Below are 22,389 nucleotides of genomic sequence, written 5' to 3' on the forward strand. Positions count from 1 at the left end.
GATCGTAAGGCTCTCCCGGTCGCTCCGGCAGGCGGGCGTCCAGGCCGGCGGGCGTGCCGTTCAGACCGGCGGCAGAACGGTCGCGGCCCGATGGCGGGCGGCCCTGGCGACGTAGCCGGCCGAGGTGCGGGCGAAGGAGTCGCGATCTTCGTCCGTGAGCTCTCGGACGATCTTCCCGGGGACGCCCGCGACGAGTACCCCCGCCGGGATCCGCTTCCCCGGTGCCACCAGGGCGCCGGCCGCGATCAGCGACCCCGCGCCGATCCTGGCGCCGCCCAGCACGATCGCGCCGATGCCGACGAGCGCGCCGGTCTCCACATGGGCCCCGTGCACCATGGCCTTGTGTCCGAGGCTCACCCGGGGCTCCAGCACGGCCGGTTCGCCCGGGTCGGAGTGCAGGCAGCACAGGTCCTGGATGTTGCACTCCTCGGCGACCTCGATGTCCTCGTCGTCCCCGCGGAGGACCGAGCCGTACCAGACGTTCGCGGCGCGGCCCAGCCGGACTCTTCCGACGACCACCGCTCCCGGGGCGATGTAGGCGTCCGGATGAATCCGCGGAATCGCGTCGCCGTCGAGGGCGGCGATGTAGGGCATGGCGTTCATGAAGACGATGTTAGAGGGGGGCGTTCTGTCCGGTATTTCGGCAAGCAGGTGGCGTGTTCAGGTTGCAGAGTCGGGCAGTAAGCAGGAAAGTCGTCTCCTGACGTCACCTTTCCCGCCACACAACCTCCACGGGCAGTGCCATGACAAACCAGCACGAGAGCTTTCCCGACCTGATGCATGAGGACTCGTTCGAGGTCGTCATGCGCGGTTACAGCCGCCGACAGGTTCACGACTACATGGACCGCCACCGCCACCAGATCCGCGACCTGGAGGAGCGGCTCGCGCGCGCGATCGGCCAGGCCGAGCAGAGCCGGATCGAGCTGTCCGAGGCGCGCAAAAGGCTCTCGGACGCCCCGCAGGACTACGACGAGCTCGGCGAGCGGCTCAGCCAGATACTGAAGCTGGGCGAGGAGGAGGCCGCCTCCAAGAGGCAGGTCGCGGAGGCGGAGGCGATCAAGCTCCGCGACGACGCGGCCGCCGAGTCCGAGCGGCTGATCACCTCCGCGCAGGATCGGGCCGAGGCCCTGCTGAACGCCGCGCAGCAGGAGGCCGAGCGCCGGGTGGCCGAGGCCACCGCCACCGCCGAGCAGCGACTCGCCCAAGCCGGCAAGGAGGCGGAGGAGACGGTCAACGCGGCCCGTGCCGAGTCCGAGGAGACCCTGCGCAGCGCCCGTGCCGAGGCCGACCGGATGGTCACCTCGGCGAGGAGGGAGGCGGAGCAGACCGTCGAGAACGCCCGTGCGGAGGCCGACTCCACGCTGAACACGGCCCACGCGGAGGCGCGGGCGACGGTCATCGCCGCCAACACCGAGGCGCACTCCACGCTGTCGGCGGCCCAGCAGCGGGCCAACGCCCTGGACGAGACCACCGGCCGCCGGGTCGTCTACCTCACCGACACCCACCACGAGGTCATGCGCCGCCTGCACGAGATGGGGGCCGTCCTGGGCGACCTGCTCCACCGGGAGAGCAGTGCGGGTCCCCTGGTCGACGAGGACGCGGTGCTGCCCCCGGCCCGTGTCCAGCCCGCGCTGACGGCTCCCGCCCCGGTCGAGGCCACCGACGATGTCTCCGGGGCCGGGGTCGCCGGGTCCTCTGACGAGGCACCTGGCGCCGTGTCCGACGGCACCGAGGCGTCGGCGGAGCACGCCGGATCCGAGGGCGCGCGAGGCGCCGAGCCCGTTGACGCCGCACCCGACCTGGAGTCCGTACGGGTGATCGTGGAAGACGACGCCCCCCGCAAGGACGCCGGCGACCGTCCTGCCGAGGAACTCGAGGTGTACGACGACACCGACGCCGACCTCACCCGGCCCATGGGAAAGAACGGGGGAAGGTACGCCGCTCCCCAGAAGTGAGTCCCCTCGCCAGGAGCGTGAGCCTGGACCGGCGCGGCTGACCGTGGATCTCAGCGGTGCCACCACGTGGCCGGAGCCCGGAGCCGTCCGGAGGTCAAGCGGAAGCCCCCGCCCCCGATAGGGTCGGGGGCTTCCGCGATTGGGGGCCCGGCGCCGGGACCGCATCGGATCCGCTCACCCCGGCACCGGGCGGTCTTCAAGTGTCCGTCTCCGGCTCCGCCTCGCCGGAACGTTCCCGCTGGACGCGCAGGTGCTCACGCAGTTCCTCCGGGCCGTCCGCGTCGATGGTCATCGCGCAGCCGACATCACGCTGGGCGGAGGTCAGCGGGTGGTGGCGGGTCGCCCACCACCTGCCCGCGTCGCTCCGCCAGATCGTCCAGTCGGGAAACTCCCGGGCGATTTCCGCTAGATGTCGGTCGAAAGACATCCGTGCACCTTCCCCGCGCCCAGGCTCGTCTTTGCGACGTTCCACCTCCGACGGTGAGGCACTTCTCTAGAGAAATCAATGATCGTGAAGGACAGGTCAACCTATCGGTTGACGGACGGCCTTGAACTATGAGTCGAAGTCGTACTGAAGTACGTAAGAGGCGGCGTCTAGGACCATCTCGTTGACCTCGACGGCGACGCCGTCGGCGGTGCGGGCGACCCGGGCGATCACGATGACCGGGGTGCCGGCGGGCAGGTCGAGCTGGACGGTCTCGTGGGGATGGGGCATGCGGGCGCGGAGTTCCTCGGTGAAGTGCGCCGGGGCGTGGCCGAGCTCGCCGAGGCGCGCGTAGACGCCCCCCGGTCCGGTGTCCTCCCTTGTGATCGCGGTCCCCTCCACCAGTTCGGCGGGGAAGTGGGAGACCGACAGCTGCACCGGCCGCCCGTTCACCGAGTAGCGCCGCCTGCGGACCCAGACCTCGGAGCTGTCCAGCACCCGTGCCACGGGGTCCTCGGCCCGCTCCCGGTCGATGTCCACCTCGTCCACGGTGTAGGGGCGGCCCTCGGTGTCGGAGTCCCAGATGGCCGCGCCGCGCCCCCACCTGTCACGAGAGAGCCGTCGGGAGCCGTGTCGCCTGATCGGGCGGAACTGCCTGACATACACTCCCGAGCCGCGTTTTGGGATGGCCAGTCCTTCGTTGATTAACACGGAAAGGGCCTGTCTGGCGGTGGCGCGGGCTATGCCGTGCCGTGCCATCAGGGCGTTCTCGCCCGGAAGCCGATCCCCGTCTCGGAGATCGCCGGACAGGATCGCTTCGCGAAGCCCGTCGGCGATGCGCCGATAGATCGGGGGCTCGGGAGGTACCGGGGACTGCTGCACGTTCGATCACCCTCTGTCACCAACCGGGTTTGGCGTCTCCAGAGAACTTGCCCCGTCTTGTCCACGATCGCACAGATACAGGGGTTGGTAACCTGTTTCTTTTGGGAGGTATCGTGCCCGTGTGGCGAGCTTAAGGAGTTTCTCCGGTCCGTTACCGTGGAACGATCCCAGCCGCTATTCGGTTGGCCCACCACCGGCGCGTCGCGGTCGCGGCCAGTACGGCACCCGCTGTGTTGACGATCACGTCGTCGACGGAGCTCACCCGCCCCAGGTGCAGGACGTACTGGAGGATCTCCACGGTGAGTGAGGCGCCCGCCGCCACGGCCGCGATCCGGGTGAGCGAGGCGAGGCGCGCCGAGCGCACCGGGAGCATGCCGCCGAGCGCGGCGAAGACCAGAAGGTTCCCGCCGACCTGCACGAACGCCGCCTGTGCCGGCCCCTGGACGGTCGCCCACAGGTCCACGAGGGGGAGAAGGCTGACCTCCGAGTCGCCCGCCCGGGGGGTGAGGATCATCCAGATCCAGGGGGCGGTCCCGGTCACCGCGACCACGTCGGCCAGGGCGGTGCGGACGGGGAAGGGGTGACCTTTGCGGGCGCGGTGGCGGGCCAGCACGTGGACGGCGACCACGGCCACCGGGATCGCGACGAAGGTCGCTATAACGATATTTCCCCATAGCTGCCATGCCTGGTGCATGAGGCAATGATGCCGGTGCGCGAAGCCCGGCCGACGGCGTTGTGTGGTTACGAGAAGGTGGCCTTCAGGCAAGGGGCGTCCGGGGGGCGTCGGACCCGAGCGGGCCGGTACGGCGCGGGAGCCGGCACCTCGGGCTGAACGGTGGCCGGAGTCGAGGCCCGGAGTCGAGGCCCGGAGCGGTGGCGGGGCGAGGCGGGCGGTCGCGGCCGACCCGGGATCAGATGGTTCTGGCCAGGGCGCGGGAGATGCCCAGGGCGGCGGCCTTGACGGCGGGGGCCAGCCGGGTGGGCTGGAAGCGGGCCAGCGGGACCGAGATGGACAGCGCGGCCACGGCCACCCCGTCGCCGAACACCGGGGCCGCGATGCAGGCACCGCCCAGCTGGGCCTCCTCCCGCTCGTAGGCCAGCCCCGCGGCCTGGATCTGGCCGAGCACCTCCTCCAGGTGCCGGGGGTCGACTATCGAGTGCGGGGTCAGCCGGCGGAGCGGCCGGCCGAGAACCTCGTCGATCAGGTCGGGTCCCGAGTAGGCCAGCAGGGCCTTGCCGATCCCGGTGCAGGTCAGCGGGAGGCGCCCGCCGACGCGCGAGGGCAGCGCGAAGGCCGTCTGGCCACGGATCTTCTCGACGTAGACGACGTCGAGACCGTCGCGCACGCCCAGGTGGACGGTCTCGTGGGTGGCCTCGTAGAGGTCGTGCATGAAGGGCAGCGCCGCGTGTCTCAGGTCGCGTTCTCCGGGCACGATGCTGCCGAGCTCGAAGAGGCGGCGGCCGAGATAGTAGCCGTCGGGGCGGCGGGTGACCGCGCCGATCGAGGTCAGCTCGGTGAGCAGCCGGAAGGCCGTGGTCTTGGGCAGATGGCAGCGCTCGGCGACGTCGGCCAGGCGCAACGGCCCGCCCGTGGGGCGGAACGCGTCAAGTACGAGCCAGGATTTCTCCAGCACGGACAATCGGTCGGGGTTCCGTTTCACGGAACTCATTCTTGCTTATGAATCACCTGGGCCCTATACCCGTATGAAGTGACCCAGCGAAGTACATCCCCGAGGAGAAGTCTTGTCTGACCAGGTGAACCACTTCATCGGTGGGGTGCCGGTCGCCGAGGGCGCGACGTTCGCCACGTACGACCCGGTGACCGGGCTTGTGGTGCGTGAGGTCCGCGAGGCGGACCGGACCGTCGTCGACAGAGCGGTGGCCGCCGCCCGCTCGGCCCTGCCCGCCTGGGCGGCGCTGCCGGTGGCCGAGCGGGCCGCCTGGATGCGCCGCCTCGCCGACGCGATCGAGGAACGGTTCGAGGATCTGGTGGCCGCGGAGATCGCGGACACCGGCAAGTCGGTCACCCAGACCCGGACCCTGGACATCCCGCGCGGCGCCGCCAACTTCAGGTCGTTCGCCGAGATCGCGGCCCAGCACCCGGAGAACGCGTTCCACCTGACGGACGTGCTGAGCTACACGGTGCGCAAGCCCCTCGGGGTGGTCGCGGTGATCGTGCCGTGGAACCTGCCCTTCCTGCTGGCGACCTGGAAGCTCGGCCCCGCGCTCGTCGCGGGCAACACGGTGGTGGTCAAGCCCTCGGAGCACACCCCGGGCTCGGTCGCGGTGCTCGCGGAGATCGCCGCCTCGATCGGCCTTCCCCCCGGCGTCCTCAACGTCGTGCACGGCTTCGGCGGAGGCTCCACCGGCCAGTTCCTGGTGGAGCACCCGGGGGTGGACGCGGTCACCTTCACCGGCGAGAGCCGCACCGGCTCGACGATCATGAAAGCGGTGGCGGACCGGGTCAAGCCCGTCTCGTTCGAGCTGGGCGGCAAGAACGCGGGGCTGGTCTTCGCCGACGCGGACCTCGACGCGGCGGTCGAGGGGAGCGTGCGGTCGGTCTTCACCAACGGCGGCCAGGTCTGCCTGTGCACCGAGCGGCTGTACGTGGAACGACCCGTCTTCGAGGAGTTCACCGCGCGGCTGGCCAAGCGCGCGGGGGAACTGCGGTTCGGCCGCCCCGCCGACCAGGACACCACGATGATGCCGATGATCTCCGCCGAGCACCGGGACAAGGTGCTCTCCTACTACGAGCTGGCCAGAGGTGAGGGCGCCGAGATCCGCGCCGGCGGTGGCGTGCCGCGTTTCGGCGACGACCGCGACGGCGGCTACTACGTCGAGCCGACGGTGCTGACCGGACTGCCGCACGACTCCAGGGTGAACCGGGAGGAGATCTTCGGCCCGGTCTGCCACGTCGCCCCGTTCGACACCGAGACCGAGGCGGTCGAGCTGGCCAACGACAGCGAGTACGGCCTGGCGGCGACGGTCTGGACCAGCAACCTGAGCAGGGCCCACCGGGTGGCGCGGTCGCTGGAGGCCGGACTGGTCTGGGTCAACACCTGGTACCTGCGCGACCTGCGAACCCCCTTCGGAGGAGTGAAGCTGTCCGGCATCGGGCGCGAGGGCGGCACCCGCTCGCTGGACTTCTACTCCGAACCCACCACGATCACCATCAAGCTGGAGCCGGGAAATGACTGAGTGGAGCGAGGCCGTCGACGCGTACCAGGAGGCGGCCGACCGGTTGCTGGAGGCGGCACGGAGCGGCAAGCCGTGCCCCCCGGTACGTGAGACGTTGCCCGGCCGGAGCGCCGAGATCGGCTACGCCGTACAGGAGGTCAACACCAGGCGGGCGCTGGCGGAGGGGCGGCGGCTGGTCGGCAGGAAGATCGGGCTGACCTCCCCCGCGGTCCAGCGCCAGCTCGGCGTGGACCGGCCGGACTTCGGGATGCTCTTCGCCGACATGGCCCACCTCGACGGCCTGCCCGTCCCGACCGACCGCTTCCTGCAGCCCAGGGCCGAGGCGGAGGTGGCACTGGTCCTCGGCGCCGACCTGGAGGGCGGCCCCTTCACGGTCGCCGACGTGATCCGGGCGGTCGACTTCGTGCTGCCCGCGATCGAGATCGTGGACAGCCGCGTCGCGGAGTGGGACATCACGCTCGTCGACACGGTCGCCGACAACGCCTCCAGCGGTGCGTTCGTGCTCGGCAACACCCCGGTCGAGCTGCGCGGCCTGGACCTGCGCCTGGCCGGGATGACCATGAGCAGGAACGGCCTGGAGGTCTCCACCGGCGCGGGCGCGGCCTGCCTCGGGCACCCGCTCAACGCCGCGGTCTGGCTGGCCGACGCGCTGGGCCGCACGGACTTCCCGCTGCGCGCGGGGGACGTCGTGCTCACCGGCGCGCTCGGCCCGATGGTCGGCGTCGAGTCCGGCGATGTCTTCGAAGCGCACATCGAGGGACTCGGCTCGGTCAGGGCGGTGTTCTCGTGAAGATAGCGATCATCGGTTCGGGGAACATCGGCACCGACCTGATGTTCAAGGCGCTGCTGTCGAAGAAGGTCGAGGTCTTCGCGATGGCGGGCATCGACCCGGACTCCGACGGCCTGGCCCGCGCCCGCCGCCGCGGGGTCGCCACCACCCACGAGGGCGTCGAGGGCCTGGTAGCGCTGCCCGGGTTCGCCGAGGTGGACGTCGTCCTCGACGCGACCTCGGCCGGCGCGCACCGGCACAACGACAAGGTGCTGCGGGCGCACGGCAAGCGGGTCATCGACCTGACCCCCGCGGCCCTCGGCCCCTACGTGGTGCCCCCGGTCAACCTGGAGGCCCACCTCACCGAGCCGAACCTCAACATGGTCACCTGCGGCGGGCAGGCCACGATCCCGATCGTCGCTGCGGTCGCCTCGCAGGTGCCCGTCCGGTACGCGGAGATCGTCGCCTCGATCGCCTCCCGGTCGGCGGGACCCGGCACCCGGGCCAACATCGACGAGTTCACCGAGACGACCTCCCGGGCGATCGAGCAGGTCGGCGGGGCGGCCAAGGGCAAGGCGATCATCGTCCTCAACCCGGCGGAACCGCCGTTGATCATGCGTGACACGGTCTACTGCCTGGTGGACGAGTGCGACGAGCCGGCGGTGGTGGCGGCCGTGCGGGCCATGGTGGAGCGGGTCCGCGACTACGTGCCCGGCTACCGGCTCAAGCAGGACGTGCAGTTCGAGAAGGTCCCGGCCGGTGAGCCGCTCCCCGACGGCACCCGCGACGGCGGCGTCAAGGTGACCGTCTTCCTGGAGGTGGAGGGCGCCGCCCACTACCTGCCCGCCTACGCGGGCAACCTCGACATCATGACCTCCGCCGCGCTGCGTACCGCCGAGCGCCTGGCCGAGATGGACCGTACGGAGGTGACGGCGTGAGACTGTACGTTCAGGACGTGACGCTGCGGGACGGCATGCACGCCATCCGGCACCGCTACACCGTCGCCCAGGCCGCCGAGATCGCCGCGGCCCTCGACGCCGCCGGGGTGGCGGCGATCGAGGTCGCGCACGGCGACGGCCTCTCCGGGGGCAGCTTCAACTACGGCGTGGGCGCGCACACCGACGACGAGTGGATCGAGGCGGTCGCCGGGGCCGTGAGCCGGGCGAGGCTGACCACCCTGCTGCTGCCCGGCATCGGCACCATCGAGGACCTCAAGCGCGCCCACGCGCTCGGCGTCACCTCGGTCAGGGTCGCCACGCACTGCACCGAGGCCGACATCTCCGCCCAGCACATCGCCACCGCGCGCGAACTCGGCATGGACGTGTCCGGATTTTTGATGATGTCGCATATGGCGGAGACCGAGGAGCTGGCCAGGCAGGCCAAGCTCATGGAGTCGTACGGGGCGCAGTGCGTCTACGTGACCGACTCCGGCGGCCGGTTGACCATGGACGGGGTCAGGGAGCGGATCCGGGCCTACCGCTCGGTGCTCGACGAGCGCACCGAGATCGGCATCCACGCCCACCACAACCTGGGCTTGGGCGTGGCCAACTCGGTGGTCGCGGTGGAGAACGGCACCTACCGGGTGGACGCCTCCCTCGCCGGGATGGGCGCCGGCGCGGGCAACTGCCCGATCGAGGTGTTCGTCGCGGTGGCCGACCTGATGGGCTGGGACCACGGCTGTGACCTGAACGCCCTGATGGACGCGGCCGACAACCTGGTCAGGCCACTGCAGGACCGGCCGGTCCGGGTGGACCGGGAGACGCTGACGCTCGGCTACGCCGGTGTCTACTCCAGCTTCCTGCGGCACGCCGAGGCGGCCTCGGCGCGGTACGGGGTCGACACCCGGACCATCCTGACCGAGGTGGGACGCCGCCGGATGGTGGGCGGCCAGGAGGACATGATCGTGGACATCGCGCTGGACCTCGCACGTTCGGGAGAGCAGTCATGACCGACATCCACAAGCTCGCCGCGGTCCTGGACGAGGCCGTCCGCACCGGTCGCGCGGTGCCCAGGCCCGAGCAGGACTACGACGTGGCCGACGCCTACCGGGTGCAGGAGGAACTGATCCGGCTCCGTCTTTCGCGGGGGGACCGGCTGGCCGGGGTGAAGCTGGGCTTCACCAGCGAGGGCAAGCGCCGCCAGATGGGCGTGCACGACATCATCTTCGGCCGGGTGCCGGAGTCGTCGGCCATCGGTGACGGTTCGTACGCGGACGTGTCCGGCTACATCCATCCGAGGGTGGAGCCGGAGGTCGTCTACCTCATCGGGCGGCGCGTCGCGTCGCCGGCCGACGCGTTCGCACCGGACGCCATCGCGGCCGTCGCCCCCGGTATCGAGGTCATCGACTCGCGCTACGAGGACTTCAGGTTCTCGCTGCCCGACGTGATCGCCGACAACACCTCGGCCGCCGGGTACGCCGTCGGCCAGTGGCAGCCCTACGACCCGTCCCGGTGGAACCTGGGCGTCGTACTGGAGATCGACGGGCGCGCGGTGCAGGTCGGGTCGACCGGCGCCATCCTGGGCGACCCGCGCCGGGCCCTGGCGGAGGCCGCACGCCTGGCGGGACGGATCGGGACGGTCCTGGAGCCGGGGTGGATCCTGCTCGCCGGCGCCGCCACGCCCGCCGAGCCGCTCGCGCCCGGCGCGCGGGTGCGGGCCGAGATCCAGCACCTGGGATCGGTGTCGTTCACCGCGTCCGTGCCCGGAGAGAAGTCCTGAACGCCGGCGACCGCAGGATCGGAGAGAACATGAGCGACGCGCTCGTCGTCACCGGGAAGGCCACCCCCAGGGGAAGGTTTCCGCATGTCAAGCGGGCGGGTGACTTCCTGTACGTGTCCGGGACCAGCTCGCGCAGGCCGGACAACACGATCGTCGGCGCCGAGGCCGACGAGTTCGGCACGGTCACGCTCGACATCGCCGAGCAGACCCGGGCGGTGATAGAGAACATCAAGGACATCCTCCGGGCGGCCGGAGCCGATCTGCGCGATCTCGTGCAGGTCACCGCCTACCTGGTGAACATCAATGACTTCGGCGGGTACAACGCGGTCTACGCGGAGTACTTCGACGAGGCCGGTCCGACCCGCACTACAGTGGCCGTTCACCAGCTGCCGCACCCGCATCTGCTCATCGAGATTCAGGCCGTGGCCTACCGACCGGAGGGGCGCCCGTGATCCCACCCATCGACTTCACCAAGTGGATCGACGAGCACGCCCACCTGCTCAAGCCGCCGGTGGGCAACAAGATGGTCTTCGAGGGCGCCGGTGACTTCATCGTCATGGTCGTCGGCGGGCCGAACGCGCGGACCGATTTCCACATCGATCCGTACGAGGAGCTCTTCTACCAGATCCGCGGCAACATGCACGTCAACATCATGACCCCCGAGGGACCGCGGACCGTGCACGTGCGCGAGGGGCAGATGTGGCTGCTCCCGGCGAACACGCCGCACTCGCCGCAGCGCCCCGAGGAGGGGTCCGTCGGCCTGGTGGTGGAGCGGATCAGGCCGGAGGGCGTGCTGGAGAGGTTCCTCTGGTACTGCCCGGAGTGCAGCGCCGCGGTCCACGAGGTGGAGCTTCAGGTCCGCGACATCGTGACCGACCTGCCGCCGATCTTCCAGGCGTTCTACGACGACGAGAAGGCGCGCACCTGCGGGAACTGCGGCGCCGTCCACCCCGGCAAGGGATAGCCGTTGATCATCGATGTGCACACGCACCACGTCCCCAAGGGCTGGCCGGACCTCGGCTGGCCGGGGGCGCCACGGCTCCGGGTCGACTCCGAGCGGGAGGCCGTGATCCTGCTCGGCGACCGGGAGTTCCGCCGGATCGCCGACGACTGCTGGAACCCCTCGGTCCGCCTGGAGCGGATGGACGCCGACGGGGTGGACGTCCAGGTCGTCTCGCCGACGCCGGTCTTCTTCTGCTACGAGCGCCCGGCGGCGGAGGCGGTACGGGTCGCGAAGATCTTCAACGACCTGGCGCTGGAGATCTGCGCCTCCGAACGGCTGGTGCCGTTCTGCCAGGTGCCGCTCCAGGACCCCGACCTGGCCTGTGCCGAGCTGGACCGGTGCATGGCCGCCGGGCACGCGGGCGTCGAGATCGGCAACCACGTCGGCGACCGTGACCTCGACGACGAGGGGGTCGTCCAGTTCCTCCAGCACTGCGCCGCCGTGGGCGCCCCCGTCTTCGTGCACCCCTGGGACATGGCGGGCGGGCCCCGGCTGGAGCGCTGGATGGCGCAGTGGCTGGTCGGCATGCCCGCGGAGACACACCTGTCGGTGCTCGCCCTGATCCTGGGCGGGGTCCTCGATCGGGTGCCGGACACGTTGCGCCTCTGCTTCGCGCACGGCGGCGGCTCGTTCGCCTTCTGGCTCGGCCGGTTCGAGAACGCCTGGCACCGCCGGGGCGACCTCGTCGGGGTCTCCGAGTTCCCGCCGTCGCACTATCTCGACCGGTTCAGCGTGGACTCGGTGGTCTTCGACGAGCGGGCGCTTCGACTGCTGGTCGACACGATGGGAGAGGACCGGGTCATGCTCGGCTCCGACTTCCCCTATCCGCTGGGCGAGTCGCCGGTGGGCTCACTGGTCCGCGGGGCGGGGTTCCTCTCCGAGGACGCCCGCGCCAAGCTGCTCGGCGGCAACGCCGCCCGGTTCCTGGGCCGCTGACCCGGCGGGCCGGGCACCCCGGGTGTGGCGCCGCACCCGGGGTGCCACCTGGTCCGCCGGTGACGGCATGATGGAAAGGTTGCCGGCACCTACCCCGGAGTTGACTGATGGCCATCAGCCGTGCGGAGTGCGTCGCGCTCGACGCCGCCGATCCCCTCAAGCAGATCAGGGACGAGTTCGTCCTGCCCGACGGGACGATCTACCTGGTCGGCAACTCGCTCGGCGCCCCGCCGAAGGCCGCCGCGGCCGCGGTCGCCCGGACCGTGGAGCAGGAGTGGGGCGGCCGGTTGGTCGGCGCCTGGAACGTCTCCGGCTGGTACGACCTGCCGCTGACCACCGGTGACCGGATCGCCCCGCTGATCGGCGTGGGCCCCGGCCAGGTGGCGGTGGGTGAGAGCACCTCGATCGCCATCGTCAAGGCCGTGTCCGCCGCCCTGGGCCTGCGGCCGGAGCGCCGGGTCGTCGTCTCGGACCTGGCCAACTTCCCCACCGACCGCTACATGGTCCAGGGGCTGGCGGAGGCGCTGGGCGGCTACGAGATCCGTGACGTCACCGGTGTCGAGGACCTCTCCGGCGCTCTCTCCGAGGACGTCGCGTGCGTGCTGCTGTCGGAGGTGGACTACCGGACCGGCGCCCGGCACGACACGGCGGCGGTCACCGCGCTGGTCCAGGCGGCGGGCGCGCTGATGATCTGGGATCTGTGCCACAGCGCCGGCGCGTACCAGGTGGACGTCTCGGCGGCCGACCTGGCGGTCGGCTGCACCTACAAGTACCTGAACGGCGGTCCGGGGTCCCCGGCCTTCGTCTACGTCCACCCGGACCACCAGGCGGCGGGGCGGCACCTGCTGACCGGCTGGCACGGTCACGCGGAGCCGTTCGCGTTCGAACCGGACTTCCGTCCCGCCGACGGCATCCGGCGCTTCACGGTGAGCACCCCGCACGTGGTGTCCTACGCCCCGCTCAACGCCTCGCTCGACATCTGGGAGCGCGTCGACCTGGCCGCCGTACGGGCCAAGAGCGTGGCACTGACCTCGCTCTTCATCGAGCTCGTCGAGGAGCTCTGCGCGCCGCACGGGCTGGGGCTCCTCTCGCCCAGGGACCCGGAGCGGCGGGGCAGCCAGGTCAGCTTCAGCCACCCGGACGGCTATCCGGTCATGCGCGCCCTGATCGACCGTGGCGTCCACGGTGACTTCCGCGCGCCCGATGTCCTCAGGTTCGGCTTCGCGCCGCTCTACATCCGCTTCGTGGACGTCTACGACGCGGCCGTGACCCTGACCGAGGTGCTGGAGAAGGAGAGCTGGCGCGACGACCGCTACAGTCGGCGCCTCGCCGTCACCTGAGCGTCCCCCGCCGGGGGACGCTCAGCGGTCGCTCAGCCTGCGTCCCCCGAACATCGGGTGCCTGGTCTCCCAGTACCTCCAGCCCTCCACCCGCGCGGGGATGTTGGCTATGCCGGCGGTGACCTTGCGCACCCGGCAGTTGTAGACCTGGCGCCACGCCGTGAAACTCACCCGGTATCCGAAGACGCGGTACCACAGGTTGCCGTACATGCCGTCGCTGATCTCCCGGGTGTACTCGTGCCCGGTCTCGACGATGTGCTCGTCCGCGAGCAGCGGGTTCACGTCGTTTCGCAGCTGGCGGATCAGCTTTCCCGTCTCGATCTCGCTGACCTTCTCCCTTTCTATCTCCATCTCGGCGTACACGCGGTGTTGCCGGACGACCGACGCCGCCATCGTGCCGCCGGGGCCGTCGATGAACCGGGTACGGGGAACGAAGAAGTTCCTCGGCCTGAAGGAATGGAATCTGAAGAAGGACCTCGGCCTGCACTTCCTGCGTGCCTGTTCCGCGAGCGAAGGGTGGGAGCCGGAGGAGTCGGCGGCGGAGGGGGGTTCGGTGCTGACCGAGGCGATGGGCGAGGTCGGGTCGGGTGGCGGCTCGACGAGCGCGGACGAGCCGGTGGTCGAGGTGCTGGTCGAGGCGGCGGTCGAGGCCGGGGCGGGTGGCGGGACGTTGGACGCGGCTGCGGCCGCGGGTGTGGAGACGGTGACGGCGAGGGCCAGGGACAGTACGGCCGTCCCCTTCATCGGCCGGCGTCCCCTGCACCGGTTGAGGGGACCGCCGGGTTCGTTCGGGGTCCGGGAGTGGACATGGAGACCTCACTCCTTTCCACACGTGATCCACGACCGATTCGCCGGCCGGGCCGTCACCCGGCACAACCCGGCGGGACAGTGACGATGCTTACAGCCGGGATTCGCCGCCACGTGGTGCCACGCCGAACTCCACCCCACCGAACAGGGAAAGAGCGGCCCTGTTTTCCGGCGCCTTCGTGACGGTCCTCAGCGGGGAACGATCGGCAGGGTGATGTGGGAGTCGGGGAAGACGGTCTGGTGCTGGACGACGAACTCGTCCAGCGCCGATTCCGCGGAGGTGCGGCCGTTGCCGGGGTTGAGGTCGAATCGCGGGAAGTTGGAGCTGGAGATCTCCACGCGGATGCGATGCCCGGCCTTGAAGACCTGGCTGGTGGCCACCAGGCTGATCACGAACTCGGCGGGGCTGTCCGGCTCGGTGCGGGCCCTGAGGATGCCGTCGATCACGCTCATCGCGCGGCCGTCGGGGTGGACGTCGACCAGCTTGGCCGTCCAGTCGGTGCTGACCGCCGAGGTCGCCGCCCGCAGCGTGACCTGGAGCGGGCCGGTCACCTCGATGTCCGATTCGAGGACGTCGGTGGTGAAGCAGAGCACGTCGTGCCGGAGTTCCACCTCGCGCTGGTCCTGCGGGCCGACATTGGTGGCGTCGGCGAGCAGCAGCGGACCTCCTACCGTGGGAACCGGGTCGCGGGGGTCGAACACGAACGTGGAGGGGGCGGTCCTCGCGGGGGTGTCGGTCGACAGGCTGCCGTCGGAGTGCAGGTGGTAGCGGGTGTAGACGGCGCGGGCCGGCGGCCAGGCCTCCTCGTCCCGCCACACGTTGTCACCCATCACGAAGATTCGCACGGCCGGACCCCGGTCCGCGCCGCGCAGGAACTCCAGCTGCCGGCTCTCCAGCCGGGCCGCCGCCGCCGAGGCGGCGAAGCCGAAGTCGAGGGCACCGGTGCCCGCCGTGCCGGGACCGTGTGACCAGGGCCCGATGACCAGCGGACCACCCAGGCGGCGGTGGTTCTCCAGGGTGCCGACGAGGAACAGGTCGAACCAGCCGGCCGTGTGCATGACCGGCACCTCGATCCGGTCGTGCCGCAGCGTCTCGGCCAGGCCCTCCCAGTAGGCGTCCCGCCTCGGGTGCGAGGTCCACTCCTGCCACCACGGGATGGCCGGGATGTCACGGAGCGGGAGCGTCCGCGCGGCCCGCGCGGGATCGCCGATGACGGGCAGCAGCGCGCCGAACCCGGCACCCACGTCCTCGCCCGCCGCCGTCCGGTGCAGCAGGTCGAGCATCGACTGCATCGATCCCCAGTTCAGCGCCGACCCCAGGGCGAACGCCCCGCCGTGGTACTTCAGCCCGTCGTAGAAGTCGTGCGGCGTCATGGACGCGACCACGGCCTTGAGTCCCGGCGGGCGCGTCGCCGCGGCCTGGAGCGCGCATCCGGCGAGGTACGACATCCCGGACGCCACGACCTCGCCGTTCGACCACGGCTGGGCACAGATCCACTCGATGGTGTCGTAGCCGTCCGTTCCCTCGTCCAGCCAGGGCCGGAACGTGCCGTCACTGCTGCCGCGCCCCCGGCAGTGCTGGAGCACCACCGCGAACCCGGCCTCCAACGCGGGGATCGTCGGCGTCATCCGGAACGAGCCCTCGCCGTACGGGGAGCGGACCAGCATGGTCGGGAACGGTCCGCCCGAGGCGGGACGGTGGACGTCGCCGCGGAGGATCGTGCCGTCGCGCATGGGGACGGGGGTGTCGTGCTCGGCGGCGAGGGGCAGCGGTGCGCGGTTGAGTTTCGCCATCGGGGGGCTCCTCAGGTCAGGGTGTAGGCGTCGTAGCGGACGGCGTCGGCGGTGCGGGCCGCCGAGGCCACGGCCAGGGTGCGGTTGAGCCACAGGTAACGCTCGTCGCCGGTCTCGAAGCGGCAGAACAGCCGGAAGTAGTACTCGCCGGGGTCGACGGGCTCGCCCAGAGACAGGCGTTCCAGGACGGAGGGAGGGCCGTGCCGCACCCCGCTGGTGGAGACGAACAGGTGCGCGCCGTCGTGGGTGCGCAGCGTGTAGCGAGTGTCGATGCTGGCCATGCCGTCGGCGTGCAGGACCTGCCAGTCGGCGCCGCCGGGCAGCACGGTTCCCGACAGGCGCGGCCCCTCGAACGATCCGCCCACGATGTTGATCACCCGGCGCCTGCCCCACGGGGAGTCGCCGAGGTCGATGATCGGGTCGAGTTCCACGTGGAACGCGGCGAGCGGTTCGAGGTTCACCGCGTCACGCTCCAGGACGGGCGCTCGTTCAGCGACACCGGGTCGAAGCCGGCCGTGCGCTTGTACGACGCGGCGATCTCGGCCCGCTCGGCGAGGGGGACGACCCGCTCGATGTCGTCGAAGCCGTCCGGGGCACGCTCGTGGGCGAGCTTCATCACCACCTCGGGGCCCATCCGCCGGTTGGACAGCTGCAGCGCGGTGGTCACCGGGCGGCGGGCCGTCTCGTAGGCGGCGAGGTCGCCGTGCGCGAGGGAGTGGGCGAGCACCCGGGCGTCGATGATCGCCTGGGAGGCGCCGTTGGAGCCGATCGGGTACATGGCGTGGGCGGCGTCGCCCAGCAGGGTCACGTTGCCCGACGTCCAGTACGGCAGCGGGTCGCGGTCGACCATCGGGTACTCGTACGCCGCCTCGGCGCCGGAGATGATCCCGGGCACGTCCAGCCAGTCGAACCGCCAGTCCGCGAAGTGCTCGACGATCCTCCGCGGGTCCGCCGGGCGGTTCCAGTCGCCCCGGGCCGGGGCCTCGCCGTCCAGCGGGCGTTCGGCGATCCAGTTGATCAGTGTCCGCTCGCCCGTCTCGATCGGGTAGGCCACGAACTTCCGCGTGCCGTCCCCGGCCATGATCATGGACCGCCCGGTCAGGAACGGCTCGCCGTAGGTCGTGCCGCGCCACAGGACCAGCCCGTTCCAGGGCGGCGGTCCCTCGCCGGGGAACAGGTGCGCCCGGACCGCCGAGTGGATGCCGTCCGCTCCGACGAGCAGGTCGTCCGCCTCGATCCGCAGGTCGCCCGTCCCGATCCGCAGGCCGTCCGAGCCGGATCCAGGGCGCGGGCCGGTGGAGACGACGCGGCTGCCGGTCCGTACGGCCTGCGCGCCGAGGCGCTCGGTCACGGCCTCCAGCAGGAGCATCTGCAGGCGTCCGCGGTGGACCGAGTACTGCGGCCAGCCGTATCCCGCGCCCAGGCCCCTGGGCTCCGACCAGATCGGCGTGCCGTACCGGTTGAAGTAGGCCAGCTCCCCGGTGGCCACCCCGATCTCGGCCAGCCGCTCCGCGAGGCCGAGCTCGGTGAGCTCGCGCACGGCGTGCGGCAGCAGGTTGATGCCCACCCCCAGCGGGCGGATCTCCCCGGCGGCCTCGCACACGACCACGTCCTCGAAGCCGGCGGCGTGCAGGCTGAGCGCCGTCGCCAGCCCGCCGATGCCGCCTCCGGCGATGACCACCCGCACAGCTGCCTCCCAGAGATTGTTATGGCCGTAACAATATTCACGACGGACCTCTCGTTGCGCAAGACTTGGCCGATGGACAGAGCAGACCTCCGGTACGCCGCCTACGCGCGTGAGCGCCTGGCGGCCATGCCGCCCCCGGCCGACGCCGAGGCCTTCGCGCTGGCCTACAACCTGCTCCAGCTGGCCTACCTGCTGGTCACGGACCTGGAGACGCGGATCCACCGCCCGCGCGGCTGGACCCTGCCCGGCTTCCGCCTGATGTTCAAACTCTGGCTGCTCGGCCCCACCCAGCCCGCCAGGCTCGCGGAGATCTCGGCCACCTCCCGCTCCGCGGTGACCAACGCCGTCAACACCCTTGAGCGGGACGGCCTGGTCGAGCGCCGCCCGCTCCCCGAGGACAGGCGGGCCGTGGTGGTCGGCCTCACCTCGGCGGGCGAGGCGGCGGTCCGCGAGATCTTCGCCGAGCAGACGAGCAGGGAACAGGAGTGGTTCTCCTGCCTGGGGGCCGATGAGCGCGGGAACCTCACGGACCTCCTGGGCCGGGTCCTCGCCGCCCGGCCGGAGGACGCCCCCTGAGCGGAGCCGGCTCGGGCGCCCGCCCGGCTCAGGGACGCGGGATGCTCCGCAGATTCGCCTTCGCCATGTCGACCATGCGCCCGACCCCACCGGTGAGCACGATCTTGCCCGCGGCCAGGGCGAACCCCTTCACCTGCCCCGTGGTGATGCGCGGCGGCATGGCCAGCACGTCGGGGTCGGTGACCACGTCCAGCAGGAAGGGGCCGGGGGTCGCGAAGGCGGTGGTCAGGGCCTCACGTACGTCCGCGGGGTCCTCCACCCGCAACGACCCGATGCCGGCCGCGGCGGCGATCGCCGCGTAGTCGACGGGAGCGTGGTCGGTGCCGAAGTCGGGAAGTCCGTCCACCAGCATCTCCAGCTTCACCATGCCGAGCGAGGAGTTGTTGAACACCACGGTCTTCACCGGCAGGTCGTGCAGCCGGACCGTGAGCAGCTCCCCGAGGAGCATGCCGAGCCCGCCGTCCCCCGACAGCGAGACGACCTGCCGCCCGCGGTCGGTGAACTGGGCGCCGATGGCGTGCGGGAGCGCGTTGGCCATGCTCCCGTGCACGAACGAGCCGATGATGCGGCGGCGGCCGTTGGGACTGAGATAGCGGGCGGCCCAGACGTTGCACATCCCGGTGTCCACCGTGAACACCGCGTCGTCGGCGGCGAGCTCGTCCATCAGGTTCGCGACGTACTCGGGGTGGATCGGGCGGTGGTGCTCGATGTCGTGCGTGTAGGCCTCCACGACGTTCTCCAGCGCCTTCAGATGCCTGGCCAGCATCCTGTCGAGCTGGCGGCGGTCCGTCTTCTGCGTGACGTGCGGCAGCACCGCGCGGATCGTCGCGCCGACATCGCCGTGTACGGCCAGCTCCAGCGGGGTCCTGCGGCCCAGCCGCGCCGGGTCGTGGTCGATCTGGACCGTGCGCGCCCCCGGCAGGAAGTCGTCGTAGGGGAAGTCGGTCCCCGCCAGTACCACCAGGTCCGCCTCGCGCATCGCGTCGTAGCAGGCGCCGTAGCCGAGCAGCCCGCTCATTCCCACGTCGTAGGGGTTGTCGTACTGGATCCACTCCTTGCCGCGCAGCGCGTGCCCGACCGGTGCCAGGGTGCGCCCGGCCAGCCCCATGACCTCCTCGCGGGCGTGGCGCGTCCCGGCGCCGCAGAACAGCATCACCTTCTCGGCGCGGTTCAGCGCCTCGGCCAGCCCGGCCACCTGGTCGGCGGGCGGCACGACCGTGCCGGTCCCGGTCAGGAAGTCGTGTCTCCCGGTGGCGCGGGCGGTGGACATGCTCGCCACGTCACCGGGGAGCACCAGCACCGAGACGCCGCCGAGGCCGATCGCCTGCTGGACGGCGGTGCGCAGCACCCGGGGCATCTGCTCCGGTGTGCTGATCGTCTCGCAGAAGTGGCTGCAATCCACGAACAGGCGTCCCGGATGGGTCTCCTGGAAGAAGCCGGTGCCGATCTGAGTGGAGGGGATGTGCGAGGCCAGCGCGAGCACGGGGGCGCCGCTGCGATGGGCGTCGTAGAGCCCCTGGATCAGGTGGGTGTTGCCGGGGCCGCAGCTCCCCGCGCAGGCCGCCAGGCGCCCGGTGACCTGTGCCTCGGCCGCGGCGGCGAACGCCCCCGCCTCCTCGTTGCGCACGTGGACCCACTCGACGTGGCCGGACTTCCTGACCGCGTCGACCACCGGGTTCAGGCTGTCACCCACCACCCCGTAGATTCGTTCCACCCCGGCCTGGCGGAGAACCTCGATGAACTGCTCGGCGACGGTCGCCATGGTGCCCCCTCGTGTATGGCGTCACCGGTGTACCTCACCGCATTTCGCCGTGTCATTCCCCGGGGAGGGGCCTGGCCGGCCTCGCGGTGTGTCGCTCGGCGGCGGGACCGTTGCTTGTTCGCCCAGCAAAAGGCTCATGTCCGGACATGATGTGGCGCGGGGGATACGTTCTTTAGGGAGAGGGGGTACGTCTCGCCGAAAGCCTGTCACTTTCCGTGGCGCGCCGCTTACCATGCGACGGAGGTCACCCACTTTCGGAAGGTTCCCACATGCCCGGGCAGAACTCGGCGACCGCGTCTGACTACGTGTTCGACAACGACGGGGATCACTCGTCCGACCAGCACCGCTACCTCGCCCAGCTCCTTGACCCGCTGACCTTCGAGCGCCTCGCGCTGACCGGCGTCGAAGCCGGCTGGAACTGCCTGGAGGTCGGGGCCGGCGGGGGCAGCGTGGCGCTCTGGCTGGCCGAGCGGGTGGCGCCCGGCGGGCGCGTGCTGGCGACCGACATCAAACCCGGCCTGATCCCGTCCAGGCCGGGGCTGACCGTCGCCCGCCACGACATCGTCGCCGACCCGCTGCCGGTGGACGCGTTCGACCTGATCCACGCCCGGCTCGTGCTCAGCCACCTGCCCCAGCGCCGCCAGGTCCTGCGGCGCCTGCGCGCCGCGCTGCGGCCCGGCGGCTGGCTGCAGATCGACGAGATCGACATCACCCGCTGGGTGGCGCCGCCCACCCTCGGCGGGCGGGAGGGCGAGCTGTACGGGGCCTACATCGCCGCGATGACCCGGGTGCTGGGCGCCGCGGGCAGCGATCCGACCTGGGGCGGTTCCGCCGCGCGGGAGATGGCCGGGGCGGGCCTGGTCGATGTCGACCCGGTGCGCTGGACCGAGGTGTGGGAGCACGGCTCCGCCGGGCTCGGCCTGCTGATCAGCAACAGTCACCACCTGGAGGAGCGTCTGGTGGAGGCGGGGATGACCGTACGCCGACTTCGGGAGGTCCGCGAGGTCATGTCCGCTCCGGGGTTCGGCGCGCCCTCCTTCGAGATCCACTCGATCCTCGCCCGCAGGGCCTGCGACGGCTGAGGGCGAGAAGGCGGCGTTCCCGGGACGAGACCGGCTCTCCGGAAGGACGATCCGGGAGGTGGGCCCGGAGAGGACATGATCGAGAAGGGGCTAGACGGGCGGCGCGGGGGTAGAGGCCGTGGCATGACGGTCACGGGCTTCACCGCGCGGATCTCCGAGGCGTGGACGCGTGCCCGCCACCGTCACGGCTGGCTGGACCATCTGGTGCGTGCCGGGGTGCGCTACGACGAGGTGGACGCCGGACGGCTGTCGGCGGCGCTCACCTACTACTCGTTCTTCGCCGTGTTCGCGCTGGGGCTGCTCGGGTTCGCCATCATCGGCCAGGTCCTCGACGACCCGGAGGTGGTGCGCACGGTGCAGGGCTACCTCTCGGAGAACTTCCCCCGGCTGGACGTGCAGGCGCTGCAGGACGCCAGGAGCACGGCCGGCGCGATCGCCTTCGTCGGCCTGCCCATCACCGGCCTGTTCTGGATGGACGCCCTGCGCTCGGCGATCAGGGCCACCTGGCGGATCGAGGAGTATCCGGGCCGCCCCGTGCTGCGCCACATCATCGACCTGGGAGTGATGGCGGGCCTCGGGTTGCTGCTGTCGGCCTCGCTCGCGGTGGCCTTCGTCGCGGAGACGGTGCTGAACTGGATGTTCGCGCACACGGTGGGCGTCGACGACACACTGTCGCGGTGGCTGCTGTCGGCCGCCGCGTTCGTGCTCGGCCTGGCCGTCAACACCCTGCTGGCGGTCGCCCTGCTCTGCGGCCCGCCCCGGCTGAGACTGCCGCCGCGCCGGGTCCTCGGGCCCGCGCTGCTCATCACCGCCGGTCTGGAGGCCCTCAAGTCCCTGGGGCAGTTCTATCTGGAGATGACGGTGGGCAATCCCGCCTACCAGGTGGTCGCCGGAGCCGTCGGGATGCTGGTCTTCCTCAAGATCCTTAACCAGCTGATCCTCTTCGCGGCGGCGCTCACCGCCACCGGCACCGCGGGCACCGTGGTCGACCTGGCCGCCCGCCGCGCCCGCTCAGAGGCGGCGCGTGAGGGCTTCTCGCCGGACGCCCCGCGGAACCAGGCGGGTGGTTCCCCGGAGCCGCCTCCGGTCACCCCCCACGACGGCCCGCGAGGCGTCGGGCACCTCGGCACGCGGGATCCGGCCGTCTGATTTTCGGGTGTCCGCCGACGTCGCGCTCGGCGACCGGACGCCAGGGGCGATGCCCCGCCACCGGCTGCTCGGGCGTCGGTGGGCGGTAACGGAATGCTCTCGATCCGTGCCTGCGGAGACGGCGGTTTCGGGTGCCCGCACCCGCGCTGAGCTGCATGATCGTCTGGAGTCCGGGCCCTCGCAGGTGCGAAGTCTCGTGATCTGTCGCGAACATTCAGATTCAATCTTCGCGCTGCGGCTTGAAGCCACATATGTCCCATGGGCATAGTGTGTCGAATCACACACGCACCAGTCGCGGCGTGCGACC

24 protein-coding genes are annotated in these 22,389 nt (G+C 71.2%); 14 read left to right on the top strand and 10 right to left on the bottom strand.

What is annotated here, in order from left to right; translation table 11 throughout:
- Positions 1-60: 60 nt before the first annotated feature.
- Positions 61-603: a gamma carbonic anhydrase family protein gene (locus AB0J58_RS29385; RefSeq protein WP_364221564.1), complete on the bottom strand. Its 543-nt coding sequence runs from the start codon at positions 601-603 to the stop codon at positions 61-63.
- Positions 604-743: 140 nt separating this feature from the next.
- On the opposite strand from AB0J58_RS29385, the gene AB0J58_RS29390 reads away from it, so the two are divergent.
- Complete coding sequence (locus AB0J58_RS29390; RefSeq protein WP_364221567.1) at positions 744-1,955, top strand: hypothetical protein; 1,212 nt, start codon at positions 744-746, stop codon at positions 1,953-1,955.
- Positions 1,956-2,151: 196 nt separating this feature from the next.
- On the opposite strand, the gene AB0J58_RS29395 is transcribed toward AB0J58_RS29390, so the two are convergent.
- The 4 genes from AB0J58_RS29395 to AB0J58_RS29410 form a co-directional block, all read right to left on the bottom strand.
- Positions 2,152-2,382, bottom strand: coding sequence for a hypothetical protein (locus AB0J58_RS29395; protein WP_030905540.1), 231 nt, complete (start codon positions 2,380-2,382; stop codon positions 2,152-2,154).
- Between the two features lie 126 nt (positions 2,383-2,508).
- Entirely contained in the window at positions 2,509-3,261 is a 753-nt protein-coding gene (locus AB0J58_RS29400) for a GntR family transcriptional regulator (protein WP_343962275.1), read from the bottom strand.
- Positions 3,262-3,412: 151 nt separating this feature from the next.
- On the bottom strand, positions 3,413-3,955 hold the full coding sequence (locus AB0J58_RS29405) for a VanZ family protein (protein WP_364221570.1): 543 nt from the start codon (positions 3,953-3,955) through the stop codon (positions 3,413-3,415).
- Positions 3,956-4,172: 217 nt separating this feature from the next.
- Positions 4,173-4,931, bottom strand: a complete 759-nt coding sequence (locus tag AB0J58_RS29410) for an IclR family transcriptional regulator (RefSeq protein ID WP_343962279.1) — start codon at positions 4,929-4,931, stop codon at positions 4,173-4,175.
- 73 nt (positions 4,932-5,004) lie between these two features.
- Here AB0J58_RS29410 and AB0J58_RS29415 point away from each other — a divergent pair, with 73 nt between their 5' ends.
- From AB0J58_RS29415 to kynU, 9 genes are all read left to right on the top strand, one after another.
- Complete coding sequence (locus tag AB0J58_RS29415) at positions 5,005-6,459, top strand: 2-hydroxymuconic semialdehyde dehydrogenase (RefSeq protein ID WP_364221573.1); 1,455 nt, start codon at positions 5,005-5,007, stop codon at positions 6,457-6,459.
- Complete coding sequence (locus AB0J58_RS29420) at positions 6,452-7,249, top strand: fumarylacetoacetate hydrolase family protein (RefSeq protein ID WP_364221576.1); 798 nt, start codon at positions 6,452-6,454, stop codon at positions 7,247-7,249. Before AB0J58_RS29415 ends, AB0J58_RS29420 begins: the two co-directional genes overlap by 8 nt.
- Positions 7,246-8,166, top strand: a complete 921-nt coding sequence (locus AB0J58_RS29425; protein WP_364221579.1) for an acetaldehyde dehydrogenase (acetylating) — start codon at positions 7,246-7,248, stop codon at positions 8,164-8,166. The genes AB0J58_RS29420 and AB0J58_RS29425 overlap by 4 nt, the downstream gene beginning before the upstream one ends.
- Positions 8,163-9,176 carry a 4-hydroxy-2-oxovalerate aldolase gene (gene dmpG / locus AB0J58_RS29430; protein WP_364221582.1) on the top strand — a complete coding sequence of 338 codons (1,014 nt, stop codon included), beginning with the start codon at positions 8,163-8,165 and terminating at the stop codon, positions 9,174-9,176. The genes AB0J58_RS29425 and dmpG overlap by 4 nt, the downstream gene beginning before the upstream one ends.
- On the top strand, positions 9,173-9,946 hold the full coding sequence (locus AB0J58_RS29435) for a fumarylacetoacetate hydrolase family protein (protein WP_364221585.1): 774 nt from the start codon (positions 9,173-9,175) through the stop codon (positions 9,944-9,946). The genes dmpG and AB0J58_RS29435 overlap by 4 nt, the downstream gene beginning before the upstream one ends.
- Positions 9,947-9,975: 29 nt before the next feature.
- Positions 9,976-10,398 (top strand): RidA family protein, encoded by a 423-nt coding sequence (locus AB0J58_RS29440; protein ID WP_343962296.1) that lies wholly within the window; start codon positions 9,976-9,978, stop codon positions 10,396-10,398.
- A complete protein-coding gene (locus AB0J58_RS29445) occupies positions 10,395-10,910 on the top strand; it encodes a 3-hydroxyanthranilate 3,4-dioxygenase (protein WP_364221588.1) in 516 nt (171 codons plus the stop codon). The genes AB0J58_RS29440 and AB0J58_RS29445 overlap by 4 nt, the downstream gene beginning before the upstream one ends.
- Before the next feature lie 3 nt (positions 10,911-10,913).
- Positions 10,914-11,885: an amidohydrolase family protein gene (locus AB0J58_RS29450; protein WP_364221591.1), complete on the top strand. Its 972-nt coding sequence runs from the start codon at positions 10,914-10,916 to the stop codon at positions 11,883-11,885.
- Positions 11,886-11,989: 104 nt separating this feature from the next.
- Positions 11,990-13,225, top strand: a complete 1,236-nt coding sequence (gene kynU / locus AB0J58_RS29455) for a kynureninase (protein ID WP_364221640.1) — start codon at positions 11,990-11,992, stop codon at positions 13,223-13,225.
- Between the two features lie 21 nt (positions 13,226-13,246).
- Here kynU and AB0J58_RS29460 read toward each other — a convergent pair whose 3' ends face one another.
- Entirely contained in the window at positions 13,247-13,618 is a 372-nt protein-coding gene (locus tag AB0J58_RS29460; protein WP_364221594.1) for a hypothetical protein, read from the bottom strand.
- 19 nt (positions 13,619-13,637) lie between these two features.
- On the opposite strand from AB0J58_RS29460, the gene AB0J58_RS29465 reads away from it, so the two are divergent.
- Positions 13,638-14,117: a hypothetical protein gene (locus tag AB0J58_RS29465; RefSeq protein WP_364221597.1), complete on the top strand. Its 480-nt coding sequence runs from the start codon at positions 13,638-13,640 to the stop codon at positions 14,115-14,117.
- A 104-nt stretch (positions 14,118-14,221) separates the two neighbouring features.
- Here the strand turns inward: AB0J58_RS29465 and AB0J58_RS29470 are convergent, their stop codons facing one another.
- From AB0J58_RS29470 to AB0J58_RS29480, 3 genes are read right to left on the bottom strand one after another with little or no spacing between them, the layout of a single operon-like run.
- Entirely contained in the window at positions 14,222-15,826 is a 1,605-nt protein-coding gene (locus tag AB0J58_RS29470) for a CocE/NonD family hydrolase (protein ID WP_364221600.1), read from the bottom strand.
- A gap of 11 nt (positions 15,827-15,837) precedes the next feature.
- On the bottom strand, positions 15,838-16,287 hold the full coding sequence (locus AB0J58_RS29475) for a DUF3237 domain-containing protein (RefSeq protein ID WP_364221603.1): 450 nt from the start codon (positions 16,285-16,287) through the stop codon (positions 15,838-15,840).
- Complete coding sequence (locus tag AB0J58_RS29480; RefSeq protein WP_364221606.1) at positions 16,284-17,513, bottom strand: flavin-dependent oxidoreductase; 1,230 nt, start codon at positions 17,511-17,513, stop codon at positions 16,284-16,286. Before AB0J58_RS29480 ends, AB0J58_RS29475 begins: the two co-directional genes overlap by 4 nt.
- Before the next feature lie 72 nt (positions 17,514-17,585).
- Here AB0J58_RS29480 and AB0J58_RS29485 point away from each other — a divergent pair, with 72 nt between their 5' ends.
- Positions 17,586-18,089, top strand: a complete 504-nt coding sequence (locus AB0J58_RS29485) for a MarR family transcriptional regulator (protein ID WP_364221609.1) — start codon at positions 17,586-17,588, stop codon at positions 18,087-18,089.
- Between the two features lie 28 nt (positions 18,090-18,117).
- On the opposite strand, the gene AB0J58_RS29490 is transcribed toward AB0J58_RS29485, so the two are convergent.
- Positions 18,118-19,851, bottom strand: a complete 1,734-nt coding sequence (locus AB0J58_RS29490) for a pyruvate dehydrogenase (RefSeq protein ID WP_364221612.1) — start codon at positions 19,849-19,851, stop codon at positions 18,118-18,120.
- 269 nt (positions 19,852-20,120) lie between these two features.
- Here AB0J58_RS29490 and AB0J58_RS29495 point away from each other — a divergent pair, with 269 nt between their 5' ends.
- Positions 20,121-20,933: a class I SAM-dependent methyltransferase gene (locus tag AB0J58_RS29495; RefSeq protein WP_364221615.1), complete on the top strand. Its 813-nt coding sequence runs from the start codon at positions 20,121-20,123 to the stop codon at positions 20,931-20,933.
- 123 nt (positions 20,934-21,056) lie between these two features.
- Positions 21,057-22,082: a YihY/virulence factor BrkB family protein gene (locus AB0J58_RS29500; protein WP_364221618.1), complete on the top strand. Its 1,026-nt coding sequence runs from the start codon at positions 21,057-21,059 to the stop codon at positions 22,080-22,082.
- Positions 22,083-22,389: the final 307 nt, after the last annotated feature.

The sequence above is a fragment of the Streptosporangium sp. NPDC049644 genome, assembly GCF_040675205.1.
Classification (GTDB): Bacteria; Actinomycetota; Actinomycetes; order Streptosporangiales; family Streptosporangiaceae; genus Streptosporangium; species Streptosporangium fukuiense.